A 25006-nucleotide genomic window follows, 5' to 3' on the forward strand; every position below is an offset into this window, starting at 1 on the left:
AAATGTTTGGTCAGCGCCCAGTCGGGGCGCTGATGTCTTTAGGGAGGCGAATCACACATGGTTCTGTCTGTCGTAGTGCTCATTGCATTGCTGATGGTCCCTGGAATTCTCATCGGTATCGCGTCCGGTGTGCGAACTGGCTGGGCAATTGCAGCTGCGCCAGCAGTGACATTTGCAGTTGCTGGTCTTGCGGGCTGGGTACTGGGCATGGTGAACATCCGGTTCAGCGTGGCGACGGCGCTGTTGTCGTGGCTTGTCGTCCTGGCGCTGGCAGCATTGTGGCGTTTCGTCATTCGCGCTGGTTCAGACACGAAGGCGCGGATCCGTGGTCATCAGCCGTTGTCGAAGCAGCGGATGCACAATGCCTTGGTGGCAGCTCCGGCAATCGTCGGTGTCGTGATCGGAGTGACGGCCATGCTGGTCATTTCTCTCCGTCAGCTGGCTGCAGTGCGTTATGGCATTCAGAGCATTCCGGTGTCATGGGATGTCCATTGGCATGCGTCTGTGATCCGTTCGATTCTTGACGACGGAATGGCATCTTCCACCCGCATGGGCGAAATCCAGAATGTCGAGACGCATGCAGAAACGTACTACCCAGCCGCGTGGCACGCGGTAGGCGCACTGTTTGCGACTCTGTCTGGCAACACCGTTGTGGCGACGACAAACTATATGGGCCTTGTGGTGCCAGCTGTGGTGACTCCTCTGTCGGCCGCAGCTATTGCTTGGCGCATGGTGGATCGTGCAAGTTGGACGGCATCGATTGGTGCCGGCTTGGCTGCTATCTCGACTATTGCACTTCCGGTGTTGATGCCGATTAGCGTCTTTGTTGGCGCATGGCCGTATCAGGTCGCGATTGCTCTCGTCGGTGTGACGTTCGCGGTACTCACTTCAGTGGGGGCTCAGCCACGTCGCATCTTCATCGCTGTGCTGGCATTCGTCGGCATTGGGCAGCTGCACCCATCAGCGGTGCCAACGGTTGCTGTCATTACCTTCGTCTGGTGGATCGCCTACAAGATTTGGTCACCATCGCGTCCACCATCGGGAACAGTACGTGGTCCGGTCGTTCTCCGAATTCGCGAAATTGGGCTTATCCTCGCTGTTGCTATTCCCGCAGCCGCGTTGCTGCTTCCACAGTGGATGAGCGGAGGTTCCCAGGAAGATTCGATCCGCGCCTTTTCTGCGCAGGTCAAGGTTGACCGCATGGAAGCGTGGAGCCGTGCAGTCACCATGATGACTCGTCATGCCCACGATTTCGGCATCGTTGTTCCTATTCTTGTGACCGGCATTGTCGGTTTGCTCATCCTCGCCGTGTTTTACCGGCGCTGGTGGCCAGTATTAGCGTGGGGCTTGGCAGTACTGTTCACAACGCACGGTTTGAAGCACTTCGACGGCCTCTTCGGGGATGTGCTGTCGGCATATATCCAACTTCACTATGCAACGCCACACCGACTTATCCAAACCACCGCATTGCTTCTTTGTGCAGGGTTGGGCGCGGGTACGGCTATTGCCATTACCTGGATTTCCCGTGCCATTGCGGGCAAGGATGCCGCGGTTGTGTCGGTGGGCTTGGCGACGATCGTCGCAACGCTTCTTGCGCCATATTCGATCATGCGAGTTGATGAAGCAGCTCGATGGGCGTACACCGCGCCACGCGACAACCACATCGTGTCGAAGTATGACCGGAAGGCGTTCGCGTGGTTGGCAAAGCAGCCAGAGGTGGCCGGTACCCGGGTGTTTACTCATCCGAGTGAAGGTTCGGCGTGGATGTACCCGGCCAACGAGATTCAGACGGTGTTCCATCATTACGATTGGCCAGTTGCGAATAAGCACACTGACACGTCGATGGTGTATTGGCACATGAACTTGTTGGGTGTGGGTGCGCCGGGCGACCCAGAAGGTGAAAATGATGTCGATAGGGCAGTGGAAGCGTTGGACGTTTCCTTCTTCTATTCGTCGCCACCGAACTATTGGCGTTATCAGAAGAGGCACACCATCATGGCAGATGGATTGTGGTGGACACCTGGCGTGACGCCGGTATACCGAGATCATGAAGTCACCATCTATGCGGTGAACAGCCGAGTTTCAGATGACGCTATTGACCGCATGCGTAAAGAATCTCCTGAACATCTTCCTGCGTCAGCCACTAGGACTGAGACTGGCGAACGTATAAGGTAAGTGACCATGCGCCGTTCTATTGTTATTTCCGTATTGACCGCAACTACGTTGCTTCTGGCTGGTTGCCAGGATGAAGGTGGCTCGTCTGTAGCTCCAGAATCGCCAACTGCTGGTACGTCGAACAGCAAGGATGCAGCGGACAAGAAGGACAATAAGAGCACGGAGGGTTCAGAGGCTGCCAAGAGCGAGTCAGCTTCCGAATCTGCAACCGCTGAAGAAACCAGTGAAAAGGAAAAGGTTGAGATCGCCGCTGATGGTGTGCGCATCGTCGACCCAGCTGGTTTTACCCCTCCAGGTCCTGGAGGCGAGAACTCGCGCATCTTCGTTTTGCAGGATGGTGTGACCGAGTGCTTCATGAACGATGTTTCGGGTGATTCGTACATGACCTGCCGTACCAACATGGTGAACCCACCAATGGTGCAGGATTACTACGGTACTGAGATTCCTGCTAACGCCGTGTCGTGGAACCCTTCTGGCGTGACCTACGAGACCATGCAGTTCCCAGCTGAGTACCCTTCGAAGACCTTAGCGCCGGGTGAGCGCTTGGAGTCCTTCGGGTTCAGCTGCACCGCATCCGGTCCTGCGACGGTGGCATGCTCAGGCCCAACGGGGTCGGCAACCATCGACAACGGCAACGTGAGCGGCGCGAAGGTCCCACCGAAGAAGGAAAAGACTGAGGCACCAGCACCTGCTCCGGAAAACCAGGGGCCAGCGCTCCCAGAGATGCGGTTGCCAAAACCAGAGGATATTTTCAACGGACTTCCAGGACAGAACTAATGACGAGAACTATTAGCGGGAAACTATGATCGGCGATTCATAGCGAAGAGAAAAGGGCGCACCCGATGGGGTGCGCCCTTTTCTCGTGTTCGTGAACAGCTAGGAGTTGCTAGAAGTTGCAGTTGTCTCGGCTTCTCTACTGTTCACCTTTACTGTTGCTCAGTTGGGAACCGATTTCTGCTGGATTGGCTGGAGTGGAGTCCTGGTCAGCCTGGTTGTCATCTGGGATGTGGTGTATCGGACCGATCGGTTCCGGTGATGGCTGGTGCTCCATTTCTTCCCACTTCTCGGCGGTTTCTGCAGGTTCCCACTGCCGCGTGACAACGGGAGTTCGGGTACCGAGGTCGTTCTTCAATGCGACCAGCAAACTGAACATCATGATGAATCCCATGATGAAGAACGGTAGACCGATGACGATAATGATCTGCTGAAGCGCAGACAGGCCACCTTCACCAGTTGCTGCGAGTAGTACTGCAGCGACGGCACCCATGAGAACTGACCAGATGACCTTTTGATGTGTCGGCGCCAGTGCAGGTTCTTTGCCGGATGCAATCATGTCAGTCACCATTGCTGCGGAGTCAACAGAAGTGGTGAAGAAAATGACAACAATGAAGATCGCCATTCCGGACATAAACGTTGCAGCAGGGTAGTGCGAGAGGAACGCAAACAGCGCACCTGGGATATTCCCCTCGTCGACGACCGTCTTTACTAACTCTCCCGAATTGTTCTGAATATTGAACGCAGAGGTTCCGAAAGCTCCGAACCAGATCAGCGAGAACAAGACGGGGAGTCCCAAAACACCGACAACAAACTGGCGGATTGTTCGGCCTCGACTAATGCGGGCAATGAAGATTCCGACGAACGGTGACCAAGTAATCGTCCATGCCCAGTAAAAGACTGTCCAGGTGTTCTGCCACGTTTCATTATCCGCAGAATTCGGGGCCGTGTTATTCCAGAACGCGAGTTCTGGGAGGAAGCTAAGGTAGGTGCCAATCGATTCGATTGTGCCCTTCATGATGAGCACTGTTGGACCAGCGATGATGACGAATATCAGCAGGGCAATCGAGATCCAAATATTGAAATTGGACAGCATCTTGATGCCCCGGTCGAGGCCTCGAGCTACTGAAATACAGGCAACCGCCGTGACAACTGCGATGATGATCACTTGGACCGTCGGTGAAAATTCAAGGCCGAAAAGAGTGCTGAGGCCAGCATTAATCTGTAGTGTGCCTAAGCCGACGGAGGTGGCGACACCGAAAATGGTTCCGATCAAGGCAATGACATCAATGGTCTTGCCAACAGGACCGTATACGTGAGAGCCAAGGAGCGGAGAAAAGATGGAACTCACTCGCGGAGGCATCTTGCGCTTGTAGATGAAGTAAGCGAAGCACAGCGCGGGAAGCGCGAAGATCGTCCACGTGTGTAAGCCGAAGTGATAATGCGTAATGGCTATTGCCTGCTGGGCTGCTTCATTAGATTGCGGCTCAACATCTCCCATTGGAGGGTTGGCGAAGTGCGAAATTGGCTCAGCTACGCCCCAAAACATGAGAATCGTGCCAATGCCAGCAGCAAAGAGCATCGCGAACCATACCGGGGTTGAGTACTCGGGTTCTTCATCATCCGATCCCAAACGAACATGGCCGTACCTGCTCATAGATACGAAGATAAGAAAGACCAAGAATACGGTGACACCGAGGATGTAGAACCATCCAAGATTAGTTAGCAACCAGTCAGTCGCGGCACCGAAAACACTGGCGACCCAGTCTCCGGCAACAATCGTGAGTACCACGAAAGCAAAGACAGCTATAACGGTGGAAAAATAGACTGGCGGGTCAGTTTTCAGACGTAAGCTACGAGCTAGCGAAGTAAGCAAAGTGTTTCCCAACAAATGTCGATAACATAGGCCTCCATTCAGCGTATGCACGGAAAACTCTCAGGTTCAACCGCTGGTGAAGTTCGTTCATACGATTTAGGAACGTGATTCACCGATCTAGCTGTGGCGTTATGGGCTCATAACATTTCGGAAATATTTTAAGTAGCTGATTTGCTATCGAATACTAGGGGACAAGATCGGTCGGATAGACTCTGTTGCTTCATTGTTCGTCATTTGAGAGCGAAGCGACTACCGGTACCGGTGGGAGGATGGTTATGCGCCGATTTCCACAAACGTGAACCGGTGTTCGTAGGAGCAGATGATGATAATGGTTGAGACGACACATGTTTATTCGCGGGGCTATAGGGCTAACAGATTTGATCGATAATTCGTGGGTGGGGCAGCACGGTCACAAGTGACGTAAGCAGGTCTGTGCGACTGGCCACTCTTCTGAGGGATAGGACCGAGAGGGCGGCTGAGAAATGGAAGAAGACCCCGGGATGAACCGAAACTTCCTCAAAAGTCAATCCGTGACGAATCGAGTTGTCTGATGGCAAGGGCACAGAAATAGTGCAACGGGAGCCCAAGCTCGTCGTGGTGCCGGCTGATGCGTCGGGGCATCGAAAGCTATTAGTTAGGCTAAAGTGCCGATAGTTGAAGCAAGGCAACGAGGGATTGATTTAGGTATGAATCGATCATTGAGGTAAATACTGTTCTACAGCTTGTGATAGTAGGCCAGAGTGGATGGGGCGGAGAACTAACCAGCGGGGTACGTCCCTGCAGGAGATGCGCTGAAGAACGCGACAGCCTGCCGGTCTCAGGACTGGAACACGTATGTCTTAGCGAGTAAGCAGTTCTAAGGATCATCAAGGCGAAACAGCTTCCCTTATACGGAATTTCCTATATAGATGTAGGAAAATCCCTGAGCAATGCTGATTCATGCTTCACTAGACTTCTTTGGGCATTCGCATTTCAGGCTTCCCTTGAGGCAGGTGGGAGTCTCTATAAAACGAGCCACCAGGACGGAATGACCCTTGTATTGTAAAGTAGTAGCATCTATTTCTGCGCTGAAACAAAGGATTCTCGTGATTAAGGTCAAAGCAAATGATTCGGTACGAAATCTAGCCGACAACGCCCTTGTTGGAATCACATTGGCTAAAGATTCAGTATTCTTCGGCATAAACGGATCCGGAAAGTCTACTGTTTGTGAGGTGCTTAGCACCGCTTCCAAGTTAGAGCAGCTTGAGCCGAACAACCGTGGAGAGCTGATCGTCTATGCGTTTGATGAGAAGTGGCGTAAAGCAAAGGTTGGCGACTTCGTTGAAGGCGGCTCAGCAAAAGGCGTCACAACAGTCAGGTTGAATGAAGGGGCCGGTGAACTTGACGAGCAGATAAAGAAAGCGAAAGCTGCTTTAGAAAAAGCGGAGGCCGAGGAAAAAAGGGAAGGAGAACGACTGGAACAGGCGCAGGAAAAATTGGACGGAGTTATAGAAAAAGTATTTAAAGGTTTTCGGAAAGAATTAGAAGGTCGGTGCTCAGATCTCAATGGGCGCCGTTTTAATCGAGCCGCTATCCGAAGGGTGTTGGAGAGTGTCGATTGCAAAGAGCTAAGTGAAGAGGAAATTGACAAGAGAATTTCTCTAGTATCGGCTGATGGGCCTGGATATATTCCCGACTTGCCTAGCATTCCGGAATACTGGGAGTTTACTGACGGCCTATGGGAAGAAATCGCCAACATCCATCCGCGTATCCACAAATTGTCCATTCTACTAAATGATTGGGTTCGCGAGGGGCGCAAAAATCATGAGTCGGGAGAAAAGTGCCAATTCTGTGGGGCAATCGTAACCGATGAAAGGCTGGATGCCATAGACCGTGCGATTCGTCAAGCCGAGAGTGAAGCGTCTTTAGTTGTCAGGGATGAGTTAGATCTAGTCAGCGCGGCCACCGAAAATTGGCGGAATTTCAAATCGGCGTTGGAGCAAGCTGATTTTTCTCAGTCCGCTTACGGTGAGAAACTAACTACGATAAAGTTTGAGGTTCTATATGAACTCAGTTCCTTCATTGACGCTCTAGAAGGGGCTAGTCGCCTCCTTGATGAACAGGTGAGAAATTCACAAGAGATCTTAGAAGCTGAGAAGCCGAGTGTTGATCCAGCTGAGCTCAGAGAAGTGATCGGCACGCTATACCGAGTGCACAGCGAGATAAACAAACAGGCGTCGAAGCACTCAGATAACCAAGAACTTGCACTGGACGAGCTCAAGCAACATTGCTGCGCGAAGGACGGTAGCGGATGGAGTTCTGCAGACGGCGAATTTAAAGCTGCGAAAAGTGAACACGATACGGCACAGCGCAATTCAATTTATGCGAAAAAAGAGCTTGCTGATCTCAAGAAAAAAGTCTCGACAACTGCGTTTACCGCTAAATTCCTTGACAATAACCTCGGGATGATTATGGGTGAAAAGACTTTACGTGTTGAACAGGGGGAGGAAGGTGAGGGGTACCGTATTACTCGGCATTCTCTAAAAGCTGATGGCCTATCTGAAGGCGAAAAGAAGCTGATTTCACTTCTGTACTTTTGCGCCGAGTTCCTAGCGGACGAGCGTCGAGAACGGCTGGCGAATAGCATCGTCATGTTCGATGACCTGGGCTCTGAGCTTGATGAAGCTAGGCTAATGGCTGTCGACAGATTCATTTCGAATCACTTCACTGACCCGAAGCCAGCTGCACTTGTTTATTTTACTCACAGCCATAGCTACTTAAGAATACTTCAATCAAGACTGTCTAAGAATGTCATTGGGAAGAATAAGAATGGATGCCTCGAGGCTCCCAAGGCGAAGTTCTTTGAGATCTATAAGGACAGCTTTAGCGATGAACGGCAAAATACGCGGTGGCGCGAATGGCCGCCGGAGCAGGCCAGGCTAACAAATGATTACTGGCTCTCTTTCTACGTGGTGTTGAAAGCTTTCGAAGATTTACGTCGTGACGTGCCTCCTGCGTTGAGTACCGGCAATTTCTGTCGGAAAGTTCTCGAAGGATTTACCGAGTTCAAAGAGCCGTGTAACGATAGCTTTGGAAGCCGTATCGAATCCATACTCGCGAAAAAAGAGATTCTTCTATCGCCGGCGGTTTCTAAAATTGTTAATGAACTCTCTCATAGTCAATTGAGCAAGGCTGGTGGGGTACTTTCAAGAAATGAAACGGAGCTAGCTATTGTTCAGACACTCAATTTTATGTATCAGGTCGACGACGAACATTTGGACAAGTTATTAAGGAGGTTTAGGAATGCGCAGCAGGTCGAAGATCTAATTCGTGACCTCTCGCGGCGTGTGGACGCTGGGCGAGTGGACGCTGGATGAAATTGCGTCCAGGTTTATTCCATGTCAGTTGCGGACCAACTCTTCGCAGAGGTCTAGTAGTGCTATATCTGTTTGTATTGTCGAGGGTCTCGATGGTCAAAGGAATGTTTCATGCTGGGTTCGCAGGCCTTCTTAGGGTGATTTACAGGTTCTCGTTTTGCGTTACGACAGTATGCGCTCGTGTCACCGTCGTGAAGTAGAAGTGCAAATTTCACTTCCTAGCGCGGGTTTTCGATTCGTTTTCTAAGGCTCTGTATTTGTAACCGTGATTGGTTTGAGGCTGTATTAGATAGCTTATTGATTCAATCTAGAAAGGCTGAGCCATGGGATCTCGTCTGTTCGTTGCTTGTGGCGTCGGTATTGCCGATAGGCGTGGTTCGTGGCACAGCAGTATGCGGGCGAAATGTGGAATCCTAAGGGCAAATCTAAGCATGCTTGTATTTCTCTCGCCCACGTAGGGTTATTGCTTAGTCCTGAGGGTGTAGATGCGCAATGGCCGTATCGGGAAATCCTATCAATAGATTTGCTTTCCTTCATGTTGGTATCCGAAGAAGCTTGGTGCGTATTATTTTTGAAACGCGAGCTCTCGTGGGGATCCCTGTTCAGAATGATGAACACGATTCTAGAGACGATTGCTAGCGCAGTTTCTGAAGGTGGTGCCACGATGTCGGACATCAACCGTCGTGCAGCTGCAAGCTGGGGTGGCTAGAAAGAAAGTCAGCGGCAAAACGGCAATTCGCCATGGAAAATTGCCATGGAAGAAGTAATGAAAGAGGCGCGGGGGAGTGGCTGTCATATACGCAGTATCCCCGGCGCCCTTTTGCGTCCTGGAGTGCTACATCGGCAGTTTTGTTCTGGCGGGTCTGGCCAGTAAGATATTCAACTTGTGTGTGCGGACGTGATGTAGAGGCACCGTCGTAAAGCGAAAGCAACGGCGAGAAACTACACCGCGAACCAACTGCCTCGGGTCCCCACCGGCCGCCGAGGACGGACAGTTGTCGCACAAATTGGCTGGCAAAGTTTTAAACGGACCCGTAAGGAGTCATGTTGTCTACATTCCATCCGAAGGACGGTGACATCGAGCGCAAGTGGTACGTCATCGACGCTACCGATGTTGTGCTCGGCCGTCTGGCTACCCACTCGGCTGATCTGCTGCGCGGCAAGGGCAAGGCTTACTACGCCCCAAACGTTGACTGCGGCGATCACGTCATCATCATCAACGCTGATAAGGTACACGTCTCCTCTAACAAGCGGGACCGTGAAATGCGTTACCGTCACTCTGGTTTCCCAGGTGGCCTCAAGTCGATGACCCTGGGCCGCTCCCTCGAGCTGCACTCGGATCGCGTTGTCAAGGAAGCTATCGAAGGCATGATGCCGCACACCAAGCTGTCGCGTCAGTCTGTCAAGAAGCTCCACGTCTTCACCGGCGCAGAGCACCCATTCGCCGACAAGAAGCCTGAAACCTACGAGATCAAGGCGGTGGCACAGTGACCAACCCACAGGACACCAACGAAAACCAGAACGTAGAAGCTACCGAAGCTAGCTACGACGACGTTCAGGCTGCCGCTGCAGCTGCCACCGAAGAGCTCACCTCTTCCATCGGCGACGCAGTAGCAGAGGAAGCACCAGCTGAGGCAGAAGCACCAGCTGCGGCTCCAATCGTCCTGGACCGCCCAATCCAGACCGTCGGTCGTCGTAAGCGCGCAATCGCTCGCGTCACCGTCGTTCAGGGTACCGGCAAGATTGTCTGCAACGGCCGCGAACTCGAGGATTACTTCCCGAACAAGCTGCACCAGCAGGAAATCAAGGACCCACTGGTACTGCTCGAGCGTGAGAACCAGTTCGACATCAAGGCCAACATCAACGGTGGTGGCCCATCCGGTCAGGCTGGCGCAATGCGTTTGGCAATTGCTCGTGCACTGAACGAGTACAACCCAGAAGAGCGTGGCACCCTCAAGAAGGCTGGCTTCCTCACCCGTGACGCACGTGCGGTTGAGCGTAAGAAGGCTGGTCTCCACAAGGCACGTCGCGCACCTCAGTACTCCAAGCGCTAAAGACTGCTTACAGCACTACGGCGAGTTACCGCTGTACTGCTACACAGCATCACAGAACACCCCCACACTGCGGATTCTCGCAGGTGGGGGTGTTTTGTATGGCCGGGGATGCAAGCGGCCTGGAACGTCTTCTCGTGCTTTATGGATCTTTTTTTGTGTTTTATGGGTTCCGTCGCGACCTATGACCGAGCCTGCAACAAAAACAGCCGAAATCGACCCGGAATTGTTGCCTACACGGTCATAGGTGAGAAAAAGCAGGTGGTGGCCAGCGCACAGCAGGTGGTGGCCACTGGGCAGCACCGGCGGTATACGACAGTCCCGACAGTTCCAGAGCGAACCGCTATCCGCTCACATAGCCGCCCTATCCACCCACGTATTCGCGTAAGTACTGGCCAGTGATTGTCGTAGGCAAGGCAACTCCAAGACTGTCGGTCGCGGCAGCGAGGCCAGCCTCGCCACCCGGACTAGCCCCGCCACCCGGACCAGCACTGCCTGCAATCAACTGCGCCGGCGTCCCCTCAAATACGACTCGGCCACCATCATGGCCAGCGCCCGGCCCCATGTCGATGATCCAATCCGCATGCGCCATCACCGCCTGATGATGCTCAATAACCAGCGCCGTCGCCCCCGAGTCCACCAACCGATCCAGCAACCCCAACAGCTTCCGAACATCAGACAAGTGCAACCCTGTTGTTGGCTCGTCAAGCACGAAGAACTTCGCATCTTTGGCACCCATCTGCGATGCCAACTTCAGACGCTGACGTTCACCGCCAGACAACGTCGGCAGCTGCTGTCCGAGAGTGAGGTAACCAAGGCCGACGTCGTCAAGCCGAAGCAGAATCTTGTGCGCGGCAGGAATCCGCGCATCCTTGCCCGCCTCGGATTCACCACCGAAAAACTCGCGAGCCTGCACAACTGACATCTCCAGCACATCGGCAATGGTACGACCACCAAATGTGTACTCAAGGACCTCCGGTAAGAAGCGCTTGCCACCACAGTCATCGCAAGTATTAGCAATGGTGGACATGAAACCGAGCTCCGCATACACCACGCCGGCACCCTTACACGTCGGGCATGCACCCGCGGAATTCGGGCTAAACATTGCCGGCTTTACGCCATTGGCCTTGGCAAATGCCTTTCGGATTGGCTCCAACAGGCCGGTGTATGTCGCCGGATTAGAGCGCCGCGAACCCTTGATCGGAGTTTGATCCACATACGTCATGTCTGGATGCTTCGCAACGAGCTCGCCCACCAGCGACGACTTACCCGAACCAGCGACGCCAGTCAGAACAGTAAGAACCCCAGTAGGGAAATCGACATCAACATTGTCGAGATTGTTGGCGGACGCTCCACGAACTTCGAGCTTCCCAGTGGGGGAACGGAAGTCGCTCTTAATCTCGACTTTTTCGGAGAAACTAAGGCCGGTGACGGTGTCCGCCTTGCGCAGCCCTGCGACATCGCCCTCATACATGATCTCGCCACCCCCAGTACCCGCGAGCGGACCAATATCGATGGCGTGATCAGCAATCGAAATCATTTCTGGCTTGTGCTCCACCACCAGCACGGTGTTGCCCTTATCGCGGAGCTGCAGCAAGAGCTGATTCATCTGCTGAATGTCATGCGGGTGGAGGCCGATGCTTGGTTCATCAAAGACGTACGTCACGTCAGTGAGCGCAGAGCCGAGATGCCGAACCATCTTCACACGCTGCGATTCACCACCTGACAGCGTGCCCACAGCACGCGACAGCGACAGATACCCGAGGCCAATGGTCACAAACGAGGCCATGATCTCTGACAACGATTCCAACACCGGTGCGACAGAGCTTGCCGTCGACTCGTCGCGAAGAGCATGCACCCACGCTGCCAAATCCGTCAGCTGCATCGCGTTGCAGTCCGCAATACTGCGTGGCACCCCATCCGCGCCCGTAATCCTCGACGTTCGAGCACCCTCATTCAACCGAGTGCCACCACAATCTGGACACGGAGTGAAGACAACTGCCTTTTCGACGAACCTTCGGACATGTGGCTGCATCGCCTCGACGTCCTTGGTCAACATCGACTTTTGAATTTTGGGGATCAAACCCTCATACGTGACATTGATGCCGTCTGCCTTGATCTTCGTGGGCTCGCGATATAACAAGTCATCGAGCTCCTGCTGGGAGAACTTTCCGACGGGCTTGTCCATGTCGAAGAACCCAGAACCAGCGAAGATACGCCCGTACCAGCCGTCCATGGAATATCCAGGAACTTGGATGGAGCCGTCGGCGAGAGACAACGATTCGTCGTAAAGAGCGGTGAGATCGAAATCGGAGACAGTGCCACGTCCCTCACACCGGACGCACATGCCGCCGGTGACGCTGAACTCGCGGCGTTCGCGGGTGCCGTCTGCTTTCTTCATCGAACCGACTCCCGACGCGGATGCGACGTTGAAGGAGTAGGCCTTGGGGCCGCCGATATGCGGTGTTGCGAGGCGACTGAAGAGGATACGGAGGAGTGCGCCAGCATCGGTTGCGGTACCGACGGTCGAACGAGGATCGGCACCAAGCCTTTCCTGGTCGACGACAATGGCAGTGGTGAGGCCATCAAGAACGTCGACATCGGGGCGTTGCTGTGATGGCATGAATCCTTGCACGAATGCGCTGTACGTTTCGTTGATCATGCGCTGCGATTCCGCAGCGATGGTTCCGAAGACGAGGGAGCTTTTGCCTGAGCCAGAGACTCCGGTGACAACAGTGAGTCGGCGCTTAGGGATATCTACATTGATGTTGCGGAGGTTATTCACGCGGGCGCCACGAACACGAATGGTGTTGTGGTTGTCAGCAGGATGCATAGTTCAGTTCTAGTCGAACTGACGGATTGGCGTTAGCAAGGTGCGCACCCGTGCGTTTCGATCGTGGGGGAGTGCCAAGAGTTACACCTTATTAATTATCGTTCGTAAATATCCGTGCAGGTAGTAAAGTGTTGTTCTGTGTCTGCTTCGAATTCAAAACACCGTAAGCCCAAGTCGTCTGCTGGCGGCTCGGCATCGGCTCAGAAGAAGGCCCTGAAGGTCACTTCCGGGTTGCTCCTTGGCTTAGTCGCCGTGTTTTTTGCGGCTTTTGGCATCGACTACTTCGTGAACAAGGACAATGTTCCGCGTGGCGCAACTGTCGCCGGGGTTCAAATTGGCAACATGAGTTCGTCGGAAGCCCAAGCGAAGCTTGAGCAGGAGCTTGGCGCCTCCCTTGACCGCCCAGTGACGGTCACTGCTGGAAAGCAGAAGTCCACGGTGCAGCCAGCCGCTGCGGGGCTTTCCATCAACTGGGAAGAGACTGTCGATCAGGCAGGTAAGCAGTCGCTGAACCCGGTGACGTGGGTGAAGAGCTTCCTGTCGGAGCGTGAACTCGACTTGAAGAGCGATGTTGACCCTGGAAAGTTCAAAGCAGAACTCGATCGTGTCCAGAACGAACTGACAATCAAGCCCGTGGACGGTCACGTCAATCTTGACGGAGGCACGGTCAATGCGGTCGACCCGATTATTGGACAGAACGTTGATTCGCAGCAGCTTCGTGACGAACTGACCATGCATTGGCTCCAGCCTGATGGAATCACCGTGGACACAACTGAGGCGCGTCCAAAGGTCGACGCAGCACAGGTCAAGGAAATGGCCGATGGACCTGCCGCACGTGCAGTCTCCGCGCCAATTGTGGCCAAGGGTCGCGACGGCATCGACGGAATTATTCCAGTAGAGCGGATGGCTGAGGTCGTTTCCTTCGAACCAAAGGATGGCAAGCTTGCTCCTAAGGTTAACTCGGAAGCTGCGGAGAAAATTCTCGACGAAAACCTCGCAGGTACCGAGGCCGAGATGCAGAACGCAGTTGTATCGGTTGTGGGTGGCGCAAAGTCTGTTACGCCTCACGTTGATGGTGTGACCATCGACTGGAAGAAGACCATGGCGGACTTCGAAAACCGTGTCATCGGTGATGCACCTCGAGACTTTGAAGCCGTATACATCGATGAGCCAGCCGAATACACGACGGAAGAAGCCGACCAGGCTCGCTTCGACCAGGTCATCGGCGAGTTCACGACCGGCGGTTTCTCGCCAGAATCTGGTGTGAATATCGCCTTGACGGCAAACATCGTCAACGGTGCATTTGTCGCGCCGGGCGAGACGTTCAGCCTGAATGGCTACACCGGTCCACGTGGTTCGGCGCAGGGCTTTGTGGAAAGTGGCATCATCTTGAACGGTCGCGCTGACAAGGCTGTTGGTGGTGGCATCAGCCAGTTTGCAACCACGCTGTATAACGCCGCGTACTTCGCCGGCATGGAAGATGTCGCGCATACTCCGCACAGCTACTACATCGACCGCTATCCAGCTGGCCGCGAAGCGACAGTGTACGAGGGCGCAATCGATCTGCAGTTCAAGAACAGCGCGAAGACCCCAGTCATTATCGAAGCATGGGTGGCGGATGGATCGCTGACCGTGCGTTTGATGGGCACCAAGACTGTTGAAGTCGAGTCTGTTAATGGTGGCCGGTGGGGACATTCGTCCCCCGAGACGCTGCATATGAGCGGTGACAAGTGCATCGCTTCCAGCGGTACCGACGGCTTTACGACATCGGATACAAGGATCATCCGCGATTTGAATGGCTCAGAGATTTCTCGCGAGACCACGACAACCGTCTACGATCCGCAACCGATTGTTGTGTGTGGCTAACAGGCCTTTAACGCGCGGGGTAGGGGTACCTACCCCGCGCTCTTTGTAAGCAGTGGCAGAATAAGCCCTAGCTTTCATCCTCAATTGTCTTTTCGTCTACTCAGGAGTTAATCGCGAATATGGGCCGTCTCTTTGGAACTGATGGTGTTCGAGGTCTCGCTAATCAGGCTCTGACCGCACCGATGGCGTTGCGTTTGGGCGCTGCAGCCGCGACAGTGCTGACGCGCGATTCGAACCCTTCCAAGCGACGTCCGCTGGCGATCGTGGGGCGTGACCCCCGTGTCTCCGGCGAGATGCTGGCCGCAGCGCTGTCTGCCGGCATGGCGTCGCAGGGCGTCGATGTGCTTCGAGTTGGTGTCTTGCCAACTCCTGCTGTGGCATTCCTGACGGATGATTACGGCGCTGACATGGGTGTCATGATTTCCGCATCTCACAACCCAATGCCGGACAACGGCATCAAGTTCTTCTCGGCTGGGGGCAATAAGCTTGACGACGCCGTCGAAAAGGAAATCGAGCGAGCTTTGGAATCTGTGCCTGAGACCGGGCCGACCGGTACGGGTGTGGGACGAGTGATTGAGGAAGCTCCAGATGGGCTGGATCGCTACCTGTTCCACTTGTCCCGCGCAGTACCAAACACGTTGGATGGTCTGCGCGTAGTCGTGGACTGTGCGAATGGTGCAGCGTCGCAGGCGGCTCCGCTGGCGTATGCCGCTGCTGGCGCAGATGTGGTGTCGATTTTCAACACTCCAAATTCGTACAACATCAATGACAATTGTGGTTCTACGCATATCGATGTCGTGCGTAAGGCAGTCATTGAGCATGGCGCAGACTTGGGTCTTGCTCATGATGGTGATGCTGACCGCTGCTTGGCAGTTGACTCGGAAGGCAACGTTGTCGATGGTGACCAGATTATGGCCATCCTCGCGGTTGCTATGAAGGAAGACGGCCTGCTGCATCACAACACTCTCGTAGCAACGGTCATGAGTAACCTCGGCCTGAAGCTGGCGATGGAAGAGCAGGGCATCAAGCTGCGTACGACCAAGGTGGGCGACCGTTACGTACTCGCTGACCTCAACGCTGGTGGCTACTCGTTGGGTGGCGAGCAATCCGGCCACGTGGTTATCCCTGACCACGCAACAACTGGCGACGGCACGTTGACTGGCCTCTACCTGATGTCGCGGATGGCTCGTTCCGGCAAGACGCTGGCGGAGTTGGCATCGGTAATGAAGGTGCTGCCGCAGACGTTGATTAACGTTCCAGTGTCGGATAAGTCCATCATCATGAGCTCGGAAGAGGTCAAGGTCGCTATCGCTAGTGCCGAAGAGCGCCTGGGTAGCACGGGTCGCGTTCTGCTGCGACCATCGGGCACCGAGGAATTGTTCCGCGTGATGGTGGAAGCGGGAGATGCGGAAACTGCGCGCAAAATTGCTGGCGAACTGGCCGCAGTGGTTGCGTCGGTGTAACTCAGTTTTTCGCTGTGTGTCCTCGGCAACGTAAAGTCGAGATCTGAATACGTTTCCTACGAGTGTTCCCCGTGAGGTGCATCCATTATGACTGCGAGGTCCGATATGGCCCCGTCACATTCAGATGATCAGCGTCCGCTGACTGTCGCAGATGTCGAGTCGCGATTCGCCCCGGGTGAGGCCGACATTCAGGTCGAGGTTGTCGACGAGAACGGTCGCGTGTTGGGCACCGCTGGCAAGCTGGAGGCCCACCTGCCACCAGGTGTGCTGCACCGTGCGTTTTCGTTGTTCCTGTTTGATGATGAAGGTCGCATGCTGCTGCAGCGTCGTGCCGCTGCGAAGTACCATTCGCCTTTGCTGTTGACCAACGCAACGTGCTCGCATCCCCTGCCTGGAGAGCCTGTGGTGGATGCCGTTCGTCGTCGCGCGAAGGAAGAGCTGGGCGCGGACGTAGCTGACCTCGAAGAGCTCGGCATTGTCATCTATCAGGTCGAAGACGACCGCAGTGGTTTGTACGAACACGAGTACAACCATGTGTGTGTGGGGCGCGTCCTCGTGGACACCATTGATCTCAACCCTGATGAAGTAGACGAGATCGTGTTCGTAACCCCGGAGGAGCTCGCTTCTCGACGAGCCGATGAGCCAATGACTCAGTGGTTCAACCATGTGTGGGGCATTGGTGCAGAAAAGTTTTCGAAGTTCGGTTTCGATATCGACAACGTACCGGGAATTCATGGTCCCGAAGAAGCTCAGCAGGCGGCTGCTGACACCGTGAAGAAGGTGGGCGAGTAATGACTAGCGTGGAAGACCCCTACGCGGACCTTCACGCTGACGATGACAGCGAGCTGGATACCGCGCAATGGTATGCACTAACCACTGAGCAAGGTTCGGCGATGGGCGAGGCTCATGCTAAAGCGATCTTGATGGGTGAGCATTCTGTGGTGTACGGTCGCCCCGCCATTGCGGTGCCTGTCACGACCTTGCGCACTGTCGCTCGCATTGATGCTGAGCCGGATTCGCCGATTCTTTTTGCACTGGATGGCGACATCATTTCGTTGGATGAGTTGCCGGAGCGGTACGCGTCGATAGGCAAAGCCACCCAAGTTGCGCTGAAGAAGTTTGGGCTGCCAGAGCGGGATATTTTGGTGCGTCTGCGTTCGGGTATTCCACCTGCTGCGGGACTCGGAGGGTCAGCCGCAGTTGCGCATGCGGTGATTGACGCGATTCGTGATTTCGCCGGTGGTGAACTCACTGATCGTGAGCGTTTCGAACTGGTTCAGGACGCTGAGCGAGTAGCTCATGGCAATCCATCTGGTCTGGATGCCACCGCCACGCGAGCTCCTGGTCCGGTCTACTTCAAACAGGGACAGTTTGAGCCGGTATCGGTTGGCCGCCGAATGTGGCTGATCATCGGTGACACCGGTGTTCGAGGTTCCACCTCGGATGCTGTTGCTCGGGTACGGGGATTCGTCGAGAGTCGGAAAGTGCGTGGCATCCAGCTTCTCGACGAGCTCGGGGCGCTTACCGAAGCATGCGTGAGGTACCTCGGAAAGGGCGATATTGCCCGCCTCGGTATCCGTATGAACCGTGCCCAAGATGCATTGGATGAGCTTGGTGTGGGCCATGAGGCCATCACTGAACTGGTTGCAGCTGCCCGCGTCGCTGGTGCTTCAGGCGCCAAACTCACTGGTGCTGGCTGTGGTGGCTGCGTTATCGCGTTGACGGATAGTGCAGGTCGGGCAGAGTTGATTCGTCACGCAATGATGGATGCCAATGCAGTGGCATCGTGGACTGTGGAGGTTTCCCCATCATGACAACCGCTGGTCGTGTCGCTGGCACAGCAACTGCAGTAGCGCATCCGAATATTGCGCTGATTAAATACTGGGGTAAGCGCGACGAAGCGCAGCAGTTGCCCGCCACGGGCAGTTTGTCGCTGACTCTTGGTATCGCGCCAACCACAACGACGGTAGAACTCGATGAGTCGTTGTCCGAGGACATTGGCACATTGAATGATGAAGAGATGGTCGGCAAGGACTTGTCTCGCGTACAGAAGTTCTTGGAGTTCGTACGCGAGCGCGCAGGCGACAACTCGCTGCCATACGCGCGTGTGACCACCACGAATGAGATCCCGACCGGCGCCGGCTTGGCATCATCTGCTTCCGGTTTTGCAGCTTTGACGTTGGCTGCAACGGCAGCATACGGATTGGATCTGACTGAAGCTCAGTTGTCTGCGCTCGCGCGCCGTGGTTCTGGATCTGCTTGCCGCTCCATCTATGGAGGATTGGTTGAATGGCTGCCAGGCGAGGATGACGCATCCTCTCACGCCGTGCAGCTCCCGGAGTCAGGTCTGGAATTGGCATTGGTTGTTGCTGTGCTGAGCCCTGGACGTAAGAAGATTGACTCCCGAGCAGCCATGCGAAACACCGTGCAGTCATCCCCATTCTTCCCAGCGTGGGTCGAGAACGTTCCTGGCGAGATTGAGCAGATGAAGAAGGCTATCGCTGACGCAGATTTCACCGCTGTCGGCTCGTTGGCAGAGTCCAACGCGATGCGTATGCACGCAACGATGTTGGGTGCAGTGCCTCCAGTGCGTTACTGGAACGCTGATTCGGTTGCTGCTTTGGATCTCGTCGCAACGCTTCGCGATGAAGGTACCGAATGTTACGCCACAATGGATGCCGGCCCGAACGTGAAGATCATTTGTCGCCCAGCCGATGCAGACGCGATTGCCCAGCGGTTCCGCGCTGAGTTCGATGGCATTGACGTGCTTGTGTCTGGTCACGGCCCGGCTGCGAAGGTTGTGTCTTAATGGCAGTTTCCACCGCAACCGGTCGCGGTTGCGGCAAGCTTTACATCGTCGGCGAGTACGCGGTCATGGATCCGCAGGGACTTGCTGTTCTAGCGGGTGTTGATCGTTTCCTCACAGCAACCGTCACTCCTTCGCTTTTCGACGATCGCGGTCGCATCTACTCGTCCTATTACGGTGCAGATGGCCGTGAGTTTTTCTGCGCTAGCGATGGCAGGAAGGGAAGCTACGGTACTGATATTGCAGGACGCGCCATTGAGCTTGCTTATGGGATTATTGAGTCGCGAGGTGCGGTGGCGGAGGCCGTCGACATTCGTATTGACTCCGGCCTGGATGACTCCGTCACTGGTAAAAAGTATGGCCTTGGGTCCTCTGGCGCAGTTGCAGTTGCTGTCATTCGTGCTGTCACAGCAGCACACGGTGTGGAATTGTCAGCGCTAGAGGTTTTCAAGGCCGCGTACGTGGCGACAGTGCGCGCTGGAGCGAAAGGCTCTGCCGGGGACATTGCCTGCAGTAGTCACGGGGGAGTAGTGCTATACCGGCGCCCGGATGTCGATGTCGCACAGGAGCTTATCGACGCGGACCCCATTGGTGCTGTTTTCGCCAATTGGCCGGGATTGATTCTCGACAGCCGAGAGGACCTGGCAGGGCTGGACTTTCTTGTTGGATGGACTGGCACACCTGTGAAAACGGACGAGCAGCTGGCTGCTGCTGAGAAAGCAGCTCGAAATGCAGCTGATGCTACGTCCGCACACGACGAGAAGGTGCGGGAGTTTGTTGATGCGAGTGCGACCGTCGCAAAGAAGTTGTGGGAAGCCGCTCGTGTAGGTGACAGGGAGCAAATCGAAGAGCAAATTCGATGCTCACGGAAACTGCTGGCGGGATATGCGGATCTCAAAGGTTTGCAGATTGAGACTCCATTGCTGGCGAGTTTGGCTGATATTGCGGCGCATAACGGTGCTGTGGGGAAGAGCTCGGGCGCAGGTGGCGGCGACTGCGGCATTGCGTTGGCAGGGACAGGCGCAGACACAGGCACAATTCTGGCTCAGTGGTGCGACGCTGGTATCGAACCACTTGCTTTGAGCATTGCACCACGGTTTTCAGGAACTGCGCTTGGTCAAATAAAGCCAGCCAGCGAAAACGCATAGACTCGAAGAAACTAACGACATTCCACGAATAACATTTAACGAACGACATTTAACGAACGACAAAGTGAGCGACATTATGACTGAGAACACCAAGCACCCACAGGAATACGCCCACATTCCACTGAGCTGGATCGGGCCAGTGAAGATCAGTGGCAACGTCATGAACGACGAGGTGAAGATTCCACTGGCGACGTACGAGACGCCACTGTGGCCTTCGTGCGGTCGTGGTGCCAAGGTGTCGCGCATGATCGATACTGGTATCACCTGCACCTTTGTTAGCGAAAAGATGACGCGTTCCGTGATCTTCGAGCTCGCAACCGCAGCGGATGCGGTTGTCGCTCGTGACCAGATTCTTGGCCGTATGGATGAGATGAAGCAGGTCGTGGAATCGTCGAGCCGTTTCGCCAAGCTCATTGACGTGCATTCACAGATCGCAGGTCGCATCCTGATTATTCGCTTCGACTACCTGTCTGGCGATGCTTCTGGACATAACATGGCCACCCTCGCTTCCGAGCGGTTGATGACCTATCTGATGAAGGAAATGCCAGAGCTCGGCTACGGCTCCATTTCTGGCAACTTCTGCACTGATAAGAAGACGTCGGCAGTCAACGGCATTCTTGGTCGTGGCAAGTACATCATCGCTGAGGCAGTAATTCCGGAGCCTGTCGTCCGTGAACGTCTTCGCACCACTGCCAAGGAGTTGGCAACCCTCAACGAGCGCAAGAATTTGATCGGCTCGATCATGGCGGGTTCGCTTCGTTCGGCCAATGCTCACTACGCAAACATGCTTCTTGGTTTCTACCTCGCCACAGGCCAGGATGCTGCGAACATCGTGGAGGGATCACAGGGTGTCACGCAGGTCGAAGCACTTGACGACGGATCCGTGCGTTTCACTTGTACTCTCCCTAACCTCATCGTCGGTTCTGTTGGCAATGGTAAGGGCCTCGATTTCGTAGAGGAAAACCTGCGGCAGCTTGGTTGCAAGGAAGATCGTGAGCCGGGCGAGAATGCTCGTCGACTTGCTGCATGCTGTGCTGCCATCGTTTGGTGTGGCGAGCTATCGCTTCTTGCAGCTCAGACGAATCCAGGCGAGCTGATGGAAACTCACGTCAGCATTGAGCGTGCTGCCAAGTAACAAAAGTTAACGCAAACGGAAGAGGCGCTACGTTACTGAGCCATGTAGACACTTGGCATGGGCTCAGCTAATACCGAATCTGGCACTTAGCTGCTTCACAGGCGAAAGCGCTATTGTCGAAGTTTCGTGGTCCGAATTTTGCAAAGTTTGGCACAACGAGTACAACAAAAATTAACCTAACAGGGTATGGCTTTTCACCATTATTGCCCCTAGGCGTATTGTCCATTAGAAATACGGATTTATCTCCTAGAGCCCACCCCTAGAATCGAGCTTGGATTTTCAACATGACTGATCTTCATGCAGGAACCCCTGTCGGAATCGACGACATCGCATTCGCGACTGGTTCCTACCGCATCGATTTGGCAGAAATTGCGCCTCGACTTGGCGCAGAGCCAGCGAAGTACCACAAGGGCCTTGGCCAGGAACAGATGAGCGTTGTGGCTGCGGATGAAGACCCAGTCACTATGGCGGCTGCAGCTGCGAAGAAGATTGTCGATCGTGCCGGTGTCGAGGGAATTCGTACCTTGATGTTTGCTACCGAGACGAGCATCGACCAGTCCAAGTCGGCAGGTGTGTATGTGCACGAACTGATCGGCTTGCCAGCGACTGTGCGTACCGTCGAAATGAAGCAGGCTTGCTACTCCGCAACCGCCGCTTTGCAGTTCGCTTCGGCCTTGGTTGCGCGCAACCCAGAAGAGAAAGTTCTGGTCGTTGCAGCTGATATCGCTCGCTATGACTTAAATTCTGCTGCAGAGCCAACCCAGGGCGCAGGCGCAGTCGCCATGTTGGTGGCCGCTAATCCAAAGATTTTGGCTTTGGATGTTGCGTCGGGTGTATTCACCAAGGACGTAATGGATTTCTGGCGTCCAAACTACCGCGACCAGGCACTGGTCGAGGGCAAGTTGTCTATCAGCGCTTACATTGACGCAGTCGAGGGCGCGTACCAGGACTACATCAGCCGTGGCGGCACGAACTTCGCTGAGATTGATCGTTTCTGCTACCACCAGCCATTTACCAAGATGGCGTACAAGGCGCATCGCATGATTGCGGAGCGCCTGGGCATCGAGCTTTCCGACGAGCGCGTGACCGAGCAGTTGCACCCATCGACTGTGTACAACCGCCGTATTGGCAATAGTTACACGGCATCGTCGTACATGGGTCTGCTGAGTCTGCTGGACACTGAGGCTGGTTTGGCTGGCAAACGAGTCGCCATCGGTTCTTACGGATCTGGTTGTGTGGCAGAGTTCCTGACCGGCACTGTGGTGGAAGGCTACGAGTCCCAGCTTCGCGCTGAGGAGAACGCCAAGGTTTTGGATGACCGCATTGTTCTGGAAGACGCTCAGTACTTGGAGATCCAGAAGCGTGCTCCTGAAGACTTGGGCAACTACTCCAATATTGGTGAGGGCCTTGCCAAGGGCACCGGTCCATTCAGCTGGACTGGCGTGGACGATCACAAGCGCATGTACGCAGCTAACTAATTGACGTACAAAGCAACAAGGGGAGGGACAGCCACAGGCTGTCCCTCCCTTTGCGTGGGGTACGGCTAGAACAATCCCGCTTCCCTCAGGAATGTCTCTCCGTCATCAAGCCCCTTGAGATCGTAGGTATTCACCATGACGCCAGTGGTGGAGTTGGCGTAGTACATGGTGTAGCGTTCGCCGATCGAGCTCGGTCCGCTCAGGTGCGCAGACGCGGTGCCGTCTGGGCTGACTCGAATCTCGTTGTTCGGGGACAACGAATCGTTGTGCCAGTTTTCCTTGATGCGCAGGAACTCGGTGCCTGCCTCGACATCATCGACGGAAATCATGACGCTTGCATACTCACTATCAAACAAGCCAGCAGAACCTGCCTCCTGCTTGACATTGCAACGCAGCTGCAGGTTTCCACCTTGGGTCTGACCTGTGATCTCGCAGTCCTTGAGCTTCGATGATAGTTCTTCCGGAACTGCCGCCAGAACGCCGTCAACCGTCTTCAGATCATCAACCTTTGGAGCTTCTGATGTTGGTGCAGCCGTGGTGGTGTCCTCACCGCCCTCATTGCCTGCAGGCGTATCGTCACCGCCAAACGCACCCATTGCGTAGGCGACGCCTGCAAACAGCACAATGACACCAACGACCGCTCCCGCGATGAGTGGCAGCTTCGAGCCACCCTTCTTCGTGGCGGATTCGCTTGACGACGACGTCGGCACGCTAAATCCGGGGCGGGTGGTGTCCGGAGTGGTAGGGGCGGGGTCATTGTTGAAGCTACCAGCGGAGTATGGGCTATTTCCGTACGAAGACGTGCCCCAACCCTCGTTTGTCGACTGCTGAGCATGCTGCTGCGCGCCGAGACCACGAACAATTGGAGCAGCCGCAGATAGCGCGCCCTGTGCGACGACGGTCTTCGGATCATCGAGCGTTGCGACGGGACCAAGGGCCTTCAAGCTCTCATGTACCAGCGGAATTCGAGAGGAACCGCCAGTCAGGTACAGAGCCTCCAGATCCTCTGGGCCATTGATGCGGGCATCGGCCAAGGTTGCGCGAGTGAGCTGCAACGCCTTATCCAGACCTGGCTGGATCAGTTCCTCGAACTCGTCGCGAGTGAGCTGGAATCGCTCAGTCATTCCGCCACCGGTGACGCTAATGGTCGCCGATGCAGCTTCTGACAGCAGCTCTTTTGCACGTCGGATGCTGTCTTCGAGAGCGTGCTTTTCGTACAGCGGAGCCTGAATGCGCATGTAGCGGAGTAATTCCGGATTGCGTTCGTTCAACTGCTGATCAATCCAGCGTCGGATCAGCGCATCGAAATTCTTTCCACCCAAGGTGTTATCACCGCGGGCAGCGACGACGTCGAAAGTATCTTGGTCGTTTGCCTCGAGGACAGCGACATCGAGGGTGCCACCACCGAAGTCGAAGACAGCGATCTTCGATCCGGGAGCAAGAGCGCGAGCCTTGGAGTAATAGTGTGCAGCAGCGCGGGGCTCTGACACAGTTTGGATCTTTGAAGGGTCAAGACCAAGCTTTGACGCTGCGTCGAGAAGCACCTGGATCTCTTGTGGAGACCATGCCTCCGGGTGCGTCAAAACCAACTCGGAAGGATCAACGTTGCCATGCTCCTTCTTCGCGCGTGCCAAGACGGACTGCAAAACAGCGGCAACAGGGACGGACGCAGGGAGGTCGTAGCCGTTGACGTTGATCATCTGCTGCGCGATGACTCGCTTCGGGGCCGGAACAAAGCCAGCAGGATTCTCTTCCGCCTTGTTGATAGCAACGTCACCAACATCGATCTGGTCAGGTGATTCAACGTAGACCGATGACGACATGGTCGTGCGGTTGTGACTCAAATTGATGGTTTCAATCGAGTCCTTAATAGGGCCTGTGTGAGCCGCGGCCGTATTTGACGTGCCGAAGTCAATGCCCAGTGTCCAATCCCGCATAGTGAGGTGATCTTCCTTGCTTGGTCAAAAATACAAATGAGGTGCGTAAAGCCAGGTCAGCCTTGTTCAGGATAAGGCACCGAACAAGGCCTCCGCGCGTCGAGGTAA

The 25006-nt window shown here is 54.9% G+C and carries 16 protein-coding genes; 13 read left to right on the forward strand and 3 right to left on the reverse strand.

From position 1 onward, the window contains the following. The first annotated feature begins 57 nt into the window (after positions 1–57). Together WG934_RS02050 and WG934_RS02055 are read left to right on the forward strand one after the other, a co-directional pair. Positions 58–2175: a DUF6541 family protein gene (locus WG934_RS02050; RefSeq protein WP_339977057.1), complete on the forward strand. Its 2118-nt coding sequence runs from the start codon at positions 58–60 to the stop codon at positions 2173–2175. 6 nt (positions 2176–2181) lie between these two features. Then, positions 2182–2952, forward strand: a complete 771-nt coding sequence (locus WG934_RS02055) for a hypothetical protein (protein ID WP_339988483.1) — start codon at positions 2182–2184, stop codon at positions 2950–2952. Positions 2953–3088: 136 nt separating this feature from the next. On the opposite strand, the gene WG934_RS02060 is transcribed toward WG934_RS02055, so the two are convergent. Next, positions 3089–4825: a BCCT family transporter gene (locus WG934_RS02060; protein WP_339988486.1), complete on the reverse strand. Its 1737-nt coding sequence runs from the start codon at positions 4823–4825 to the stop codon at positions 3089–3091. A gap of 1085 nt (positions 4826–5910) precedes the next feature. Here WG934_RS02060 and WG934_RS02065 point away from each other — a divergent pair. The 3 genes from WG934_RS02065 to rpsI all read left to right on the forward strand — a co-directional run bounded on the left by WG934_RS02065 (position 5911) and on the right by rpsI (position 10235). Next, positions 5911–8181, forward strand: a complete 2271-nt coding sequence (locus WG934_RS02065) for an AAA family ATPase (RefSeq protein ID WP_339988487.1) — start codon at positions 5911–5913, stop codon at positions 8179–8181. A 1047-nt stretch (positions 8182–9228) separates the two neighbouring features. After that, positions 9229–9672 carry a 50S ribosomal protein L13 gene (rplM, locus tag WG934_RS02075; RefSeq protein WP_339978734.1) on the forward strand — a complete coding sequence of 148 codons (444 nt, stop codon included), beginning with the start codon at positions 9229–9231 and terminating at the stop codon, positions 9670–9672. After that, positions 9669–10235 (forward strand): 30S ribosomal protein S9, encoded by a 567-nt coding sequence (gene rpsI / locus WG934_RS02080; RefSeq protein ID WP_339977079.1) that lies wholly within the window; start codon positions 9669–9671, stop codon positions 10233–10235. The genes rplM and rpsI overlap by 4 nt, the downstream gene beginning before the upstream one ends. A gap of 361 nt (positions 10236–10596) precedes the next feature. Here rpsI and WG934_RS02085 read toward each other — a convergent pair whose 3' ends face one another. Next, positions 10597–13065: an excinuclease ABC subunit UvrA gene (locus tag WG934_RS02085; RefSeq protein ID WP_339988489.1), complete on the reverse strand. Its 2469-nt coding sequence runs from the start codon at positions 13063–13065 to the stop codon at positions 10597–10599. Positions 13066–13296: 231 nt separating this feature from the next. On the opposite strand from WG934_RS02085, the gene WG934_RS02090 reads away from it, so the two are divergent. The 8 genes from WG934_RS02090 to WG934_RS02125 all read left to right on the forward strand — a co-directional run bounded on the left by WG934_RS02090 (position 13297) and on the right by WG934_RS02125 (position 22961). Continuing rightward, positions 13297–14931 (forward strand): VanW family protein, encoded by a 1635-nt coding sequence (locus WG934_RS02090; RefSeq protein WP_445228196.1) that lies wholly within the window; start codon positions 13297–13299, stop codon positions 14929–14931. Positions 14932–15050: 119 nt separating this feature from the next. Further along, positions 15051–16394 (forward strand): phosphoglucosamine mutase, encoded by a 1344-nt coding sequence (gene glmM, locus WG934_RS02095; RefSeq protein ID WP_339977083.1) that lies wholly within the window; start codon positions 15051–15053, stop codon positions 16392–16394. 87 nt (positions 16395–16481) lie between these two features. Next, entirely contained in the window at positions 16482–17186 is a 705-nt protein-coding gene (idi, locus tag WG934_RS02100) for an isopentenyl-diphosphate Delta-isomerase (RefSeq protein ID WP_339977085.1), read from the forward strand. Next, positions 17186–18208, forward strand: a complete 1023-nt coding sequence (gene mvk / locus WG934_RS02105; RefSeq protein WP_339977087.1) for a mevalonate kinase — start codon at positions 17186–17188, stop codon at positions 18206–18208. Before idi ends, mvk begins: the two co-directional genes overlap by 1 nt. Next, positions 18205–19203 (forward strand): diphosphomevalonate decarboxylase, encoded by a 999-nt coding sequence (mvaD, locus tag WG934_RS02110; RefSeq protein WP_339988491.1) that lies wholly within the window; start codon positions 18205–18207, stop codon positions 19201–19203. The genes mvk and mvaD overlap by 4 nt, the downstream gene beginning before the upstream one ends. After that, positions 19203–20348, forward strand: coding sequence for a phosphomevalonate kinase (locus WG934_RS02115; protein ID WP_339988493.1), 1146 nt, complete (start codon positions 19203–19205; stop codon positions 20346–20348). The genes mvaD and WG934_RS02115 overlap by 1 nt, the downstream gene beginning before the upstream one ends. A 28-nt stretch (positions 20349–20376) precedes the next feature. Next, positions 20377–21483, forward strand: a complete 1107-nt coding sequence (locus WG934_RS02120; protein WP_339978738.1) for a hydroxymethylglutaryl-CoA reductase — start codon at positions 20377–20379, stop codon at positions 21481–21483. A 284-nt stretch (positions 21484–21767) separates the two neighbouring features. Continuing rightward, on the forward strand, positions 21768–22961 hold the full coding sequence (locus WG934_RS02125; RefSeq protein WP_339988494.1) for a hydroxymethylglutaryl-CoA synthase: 1194 nt from the start codon (positions 21768–21770) through the stop codon (positions 22959–22961). A 65-nt stretch (positions 22962–23026) separates the two neighbouring features. Here WG934_RS02125 and WG934_RS02130 read toward each other — a convergent pair whose 3' ends face one another. Next, positions 23027–24898 carry an Hsp70 family protein gene (locus WG934_RS02130; protein WP_339977094.1) on the reverse strand — a complete coding sequence of 624 codons (1872 nt, stop codon included), beginning with the start codon at positions 24896–24898 and terminating at the stop codon, positions 23027–23029. Between the last annotated feature and the right edge of the window lie 108 nt (positions 24899–25006).

Source organism: Corynebacterium sp. H78, from assembly GCF_037572275.1.
In the GTDB taxonomy this organism is placed as follows: Bacteria; Actinomycetota; Actinomycetes; order Mycobacteriales; family Mycobacteriaceae; genus Corynebacterium.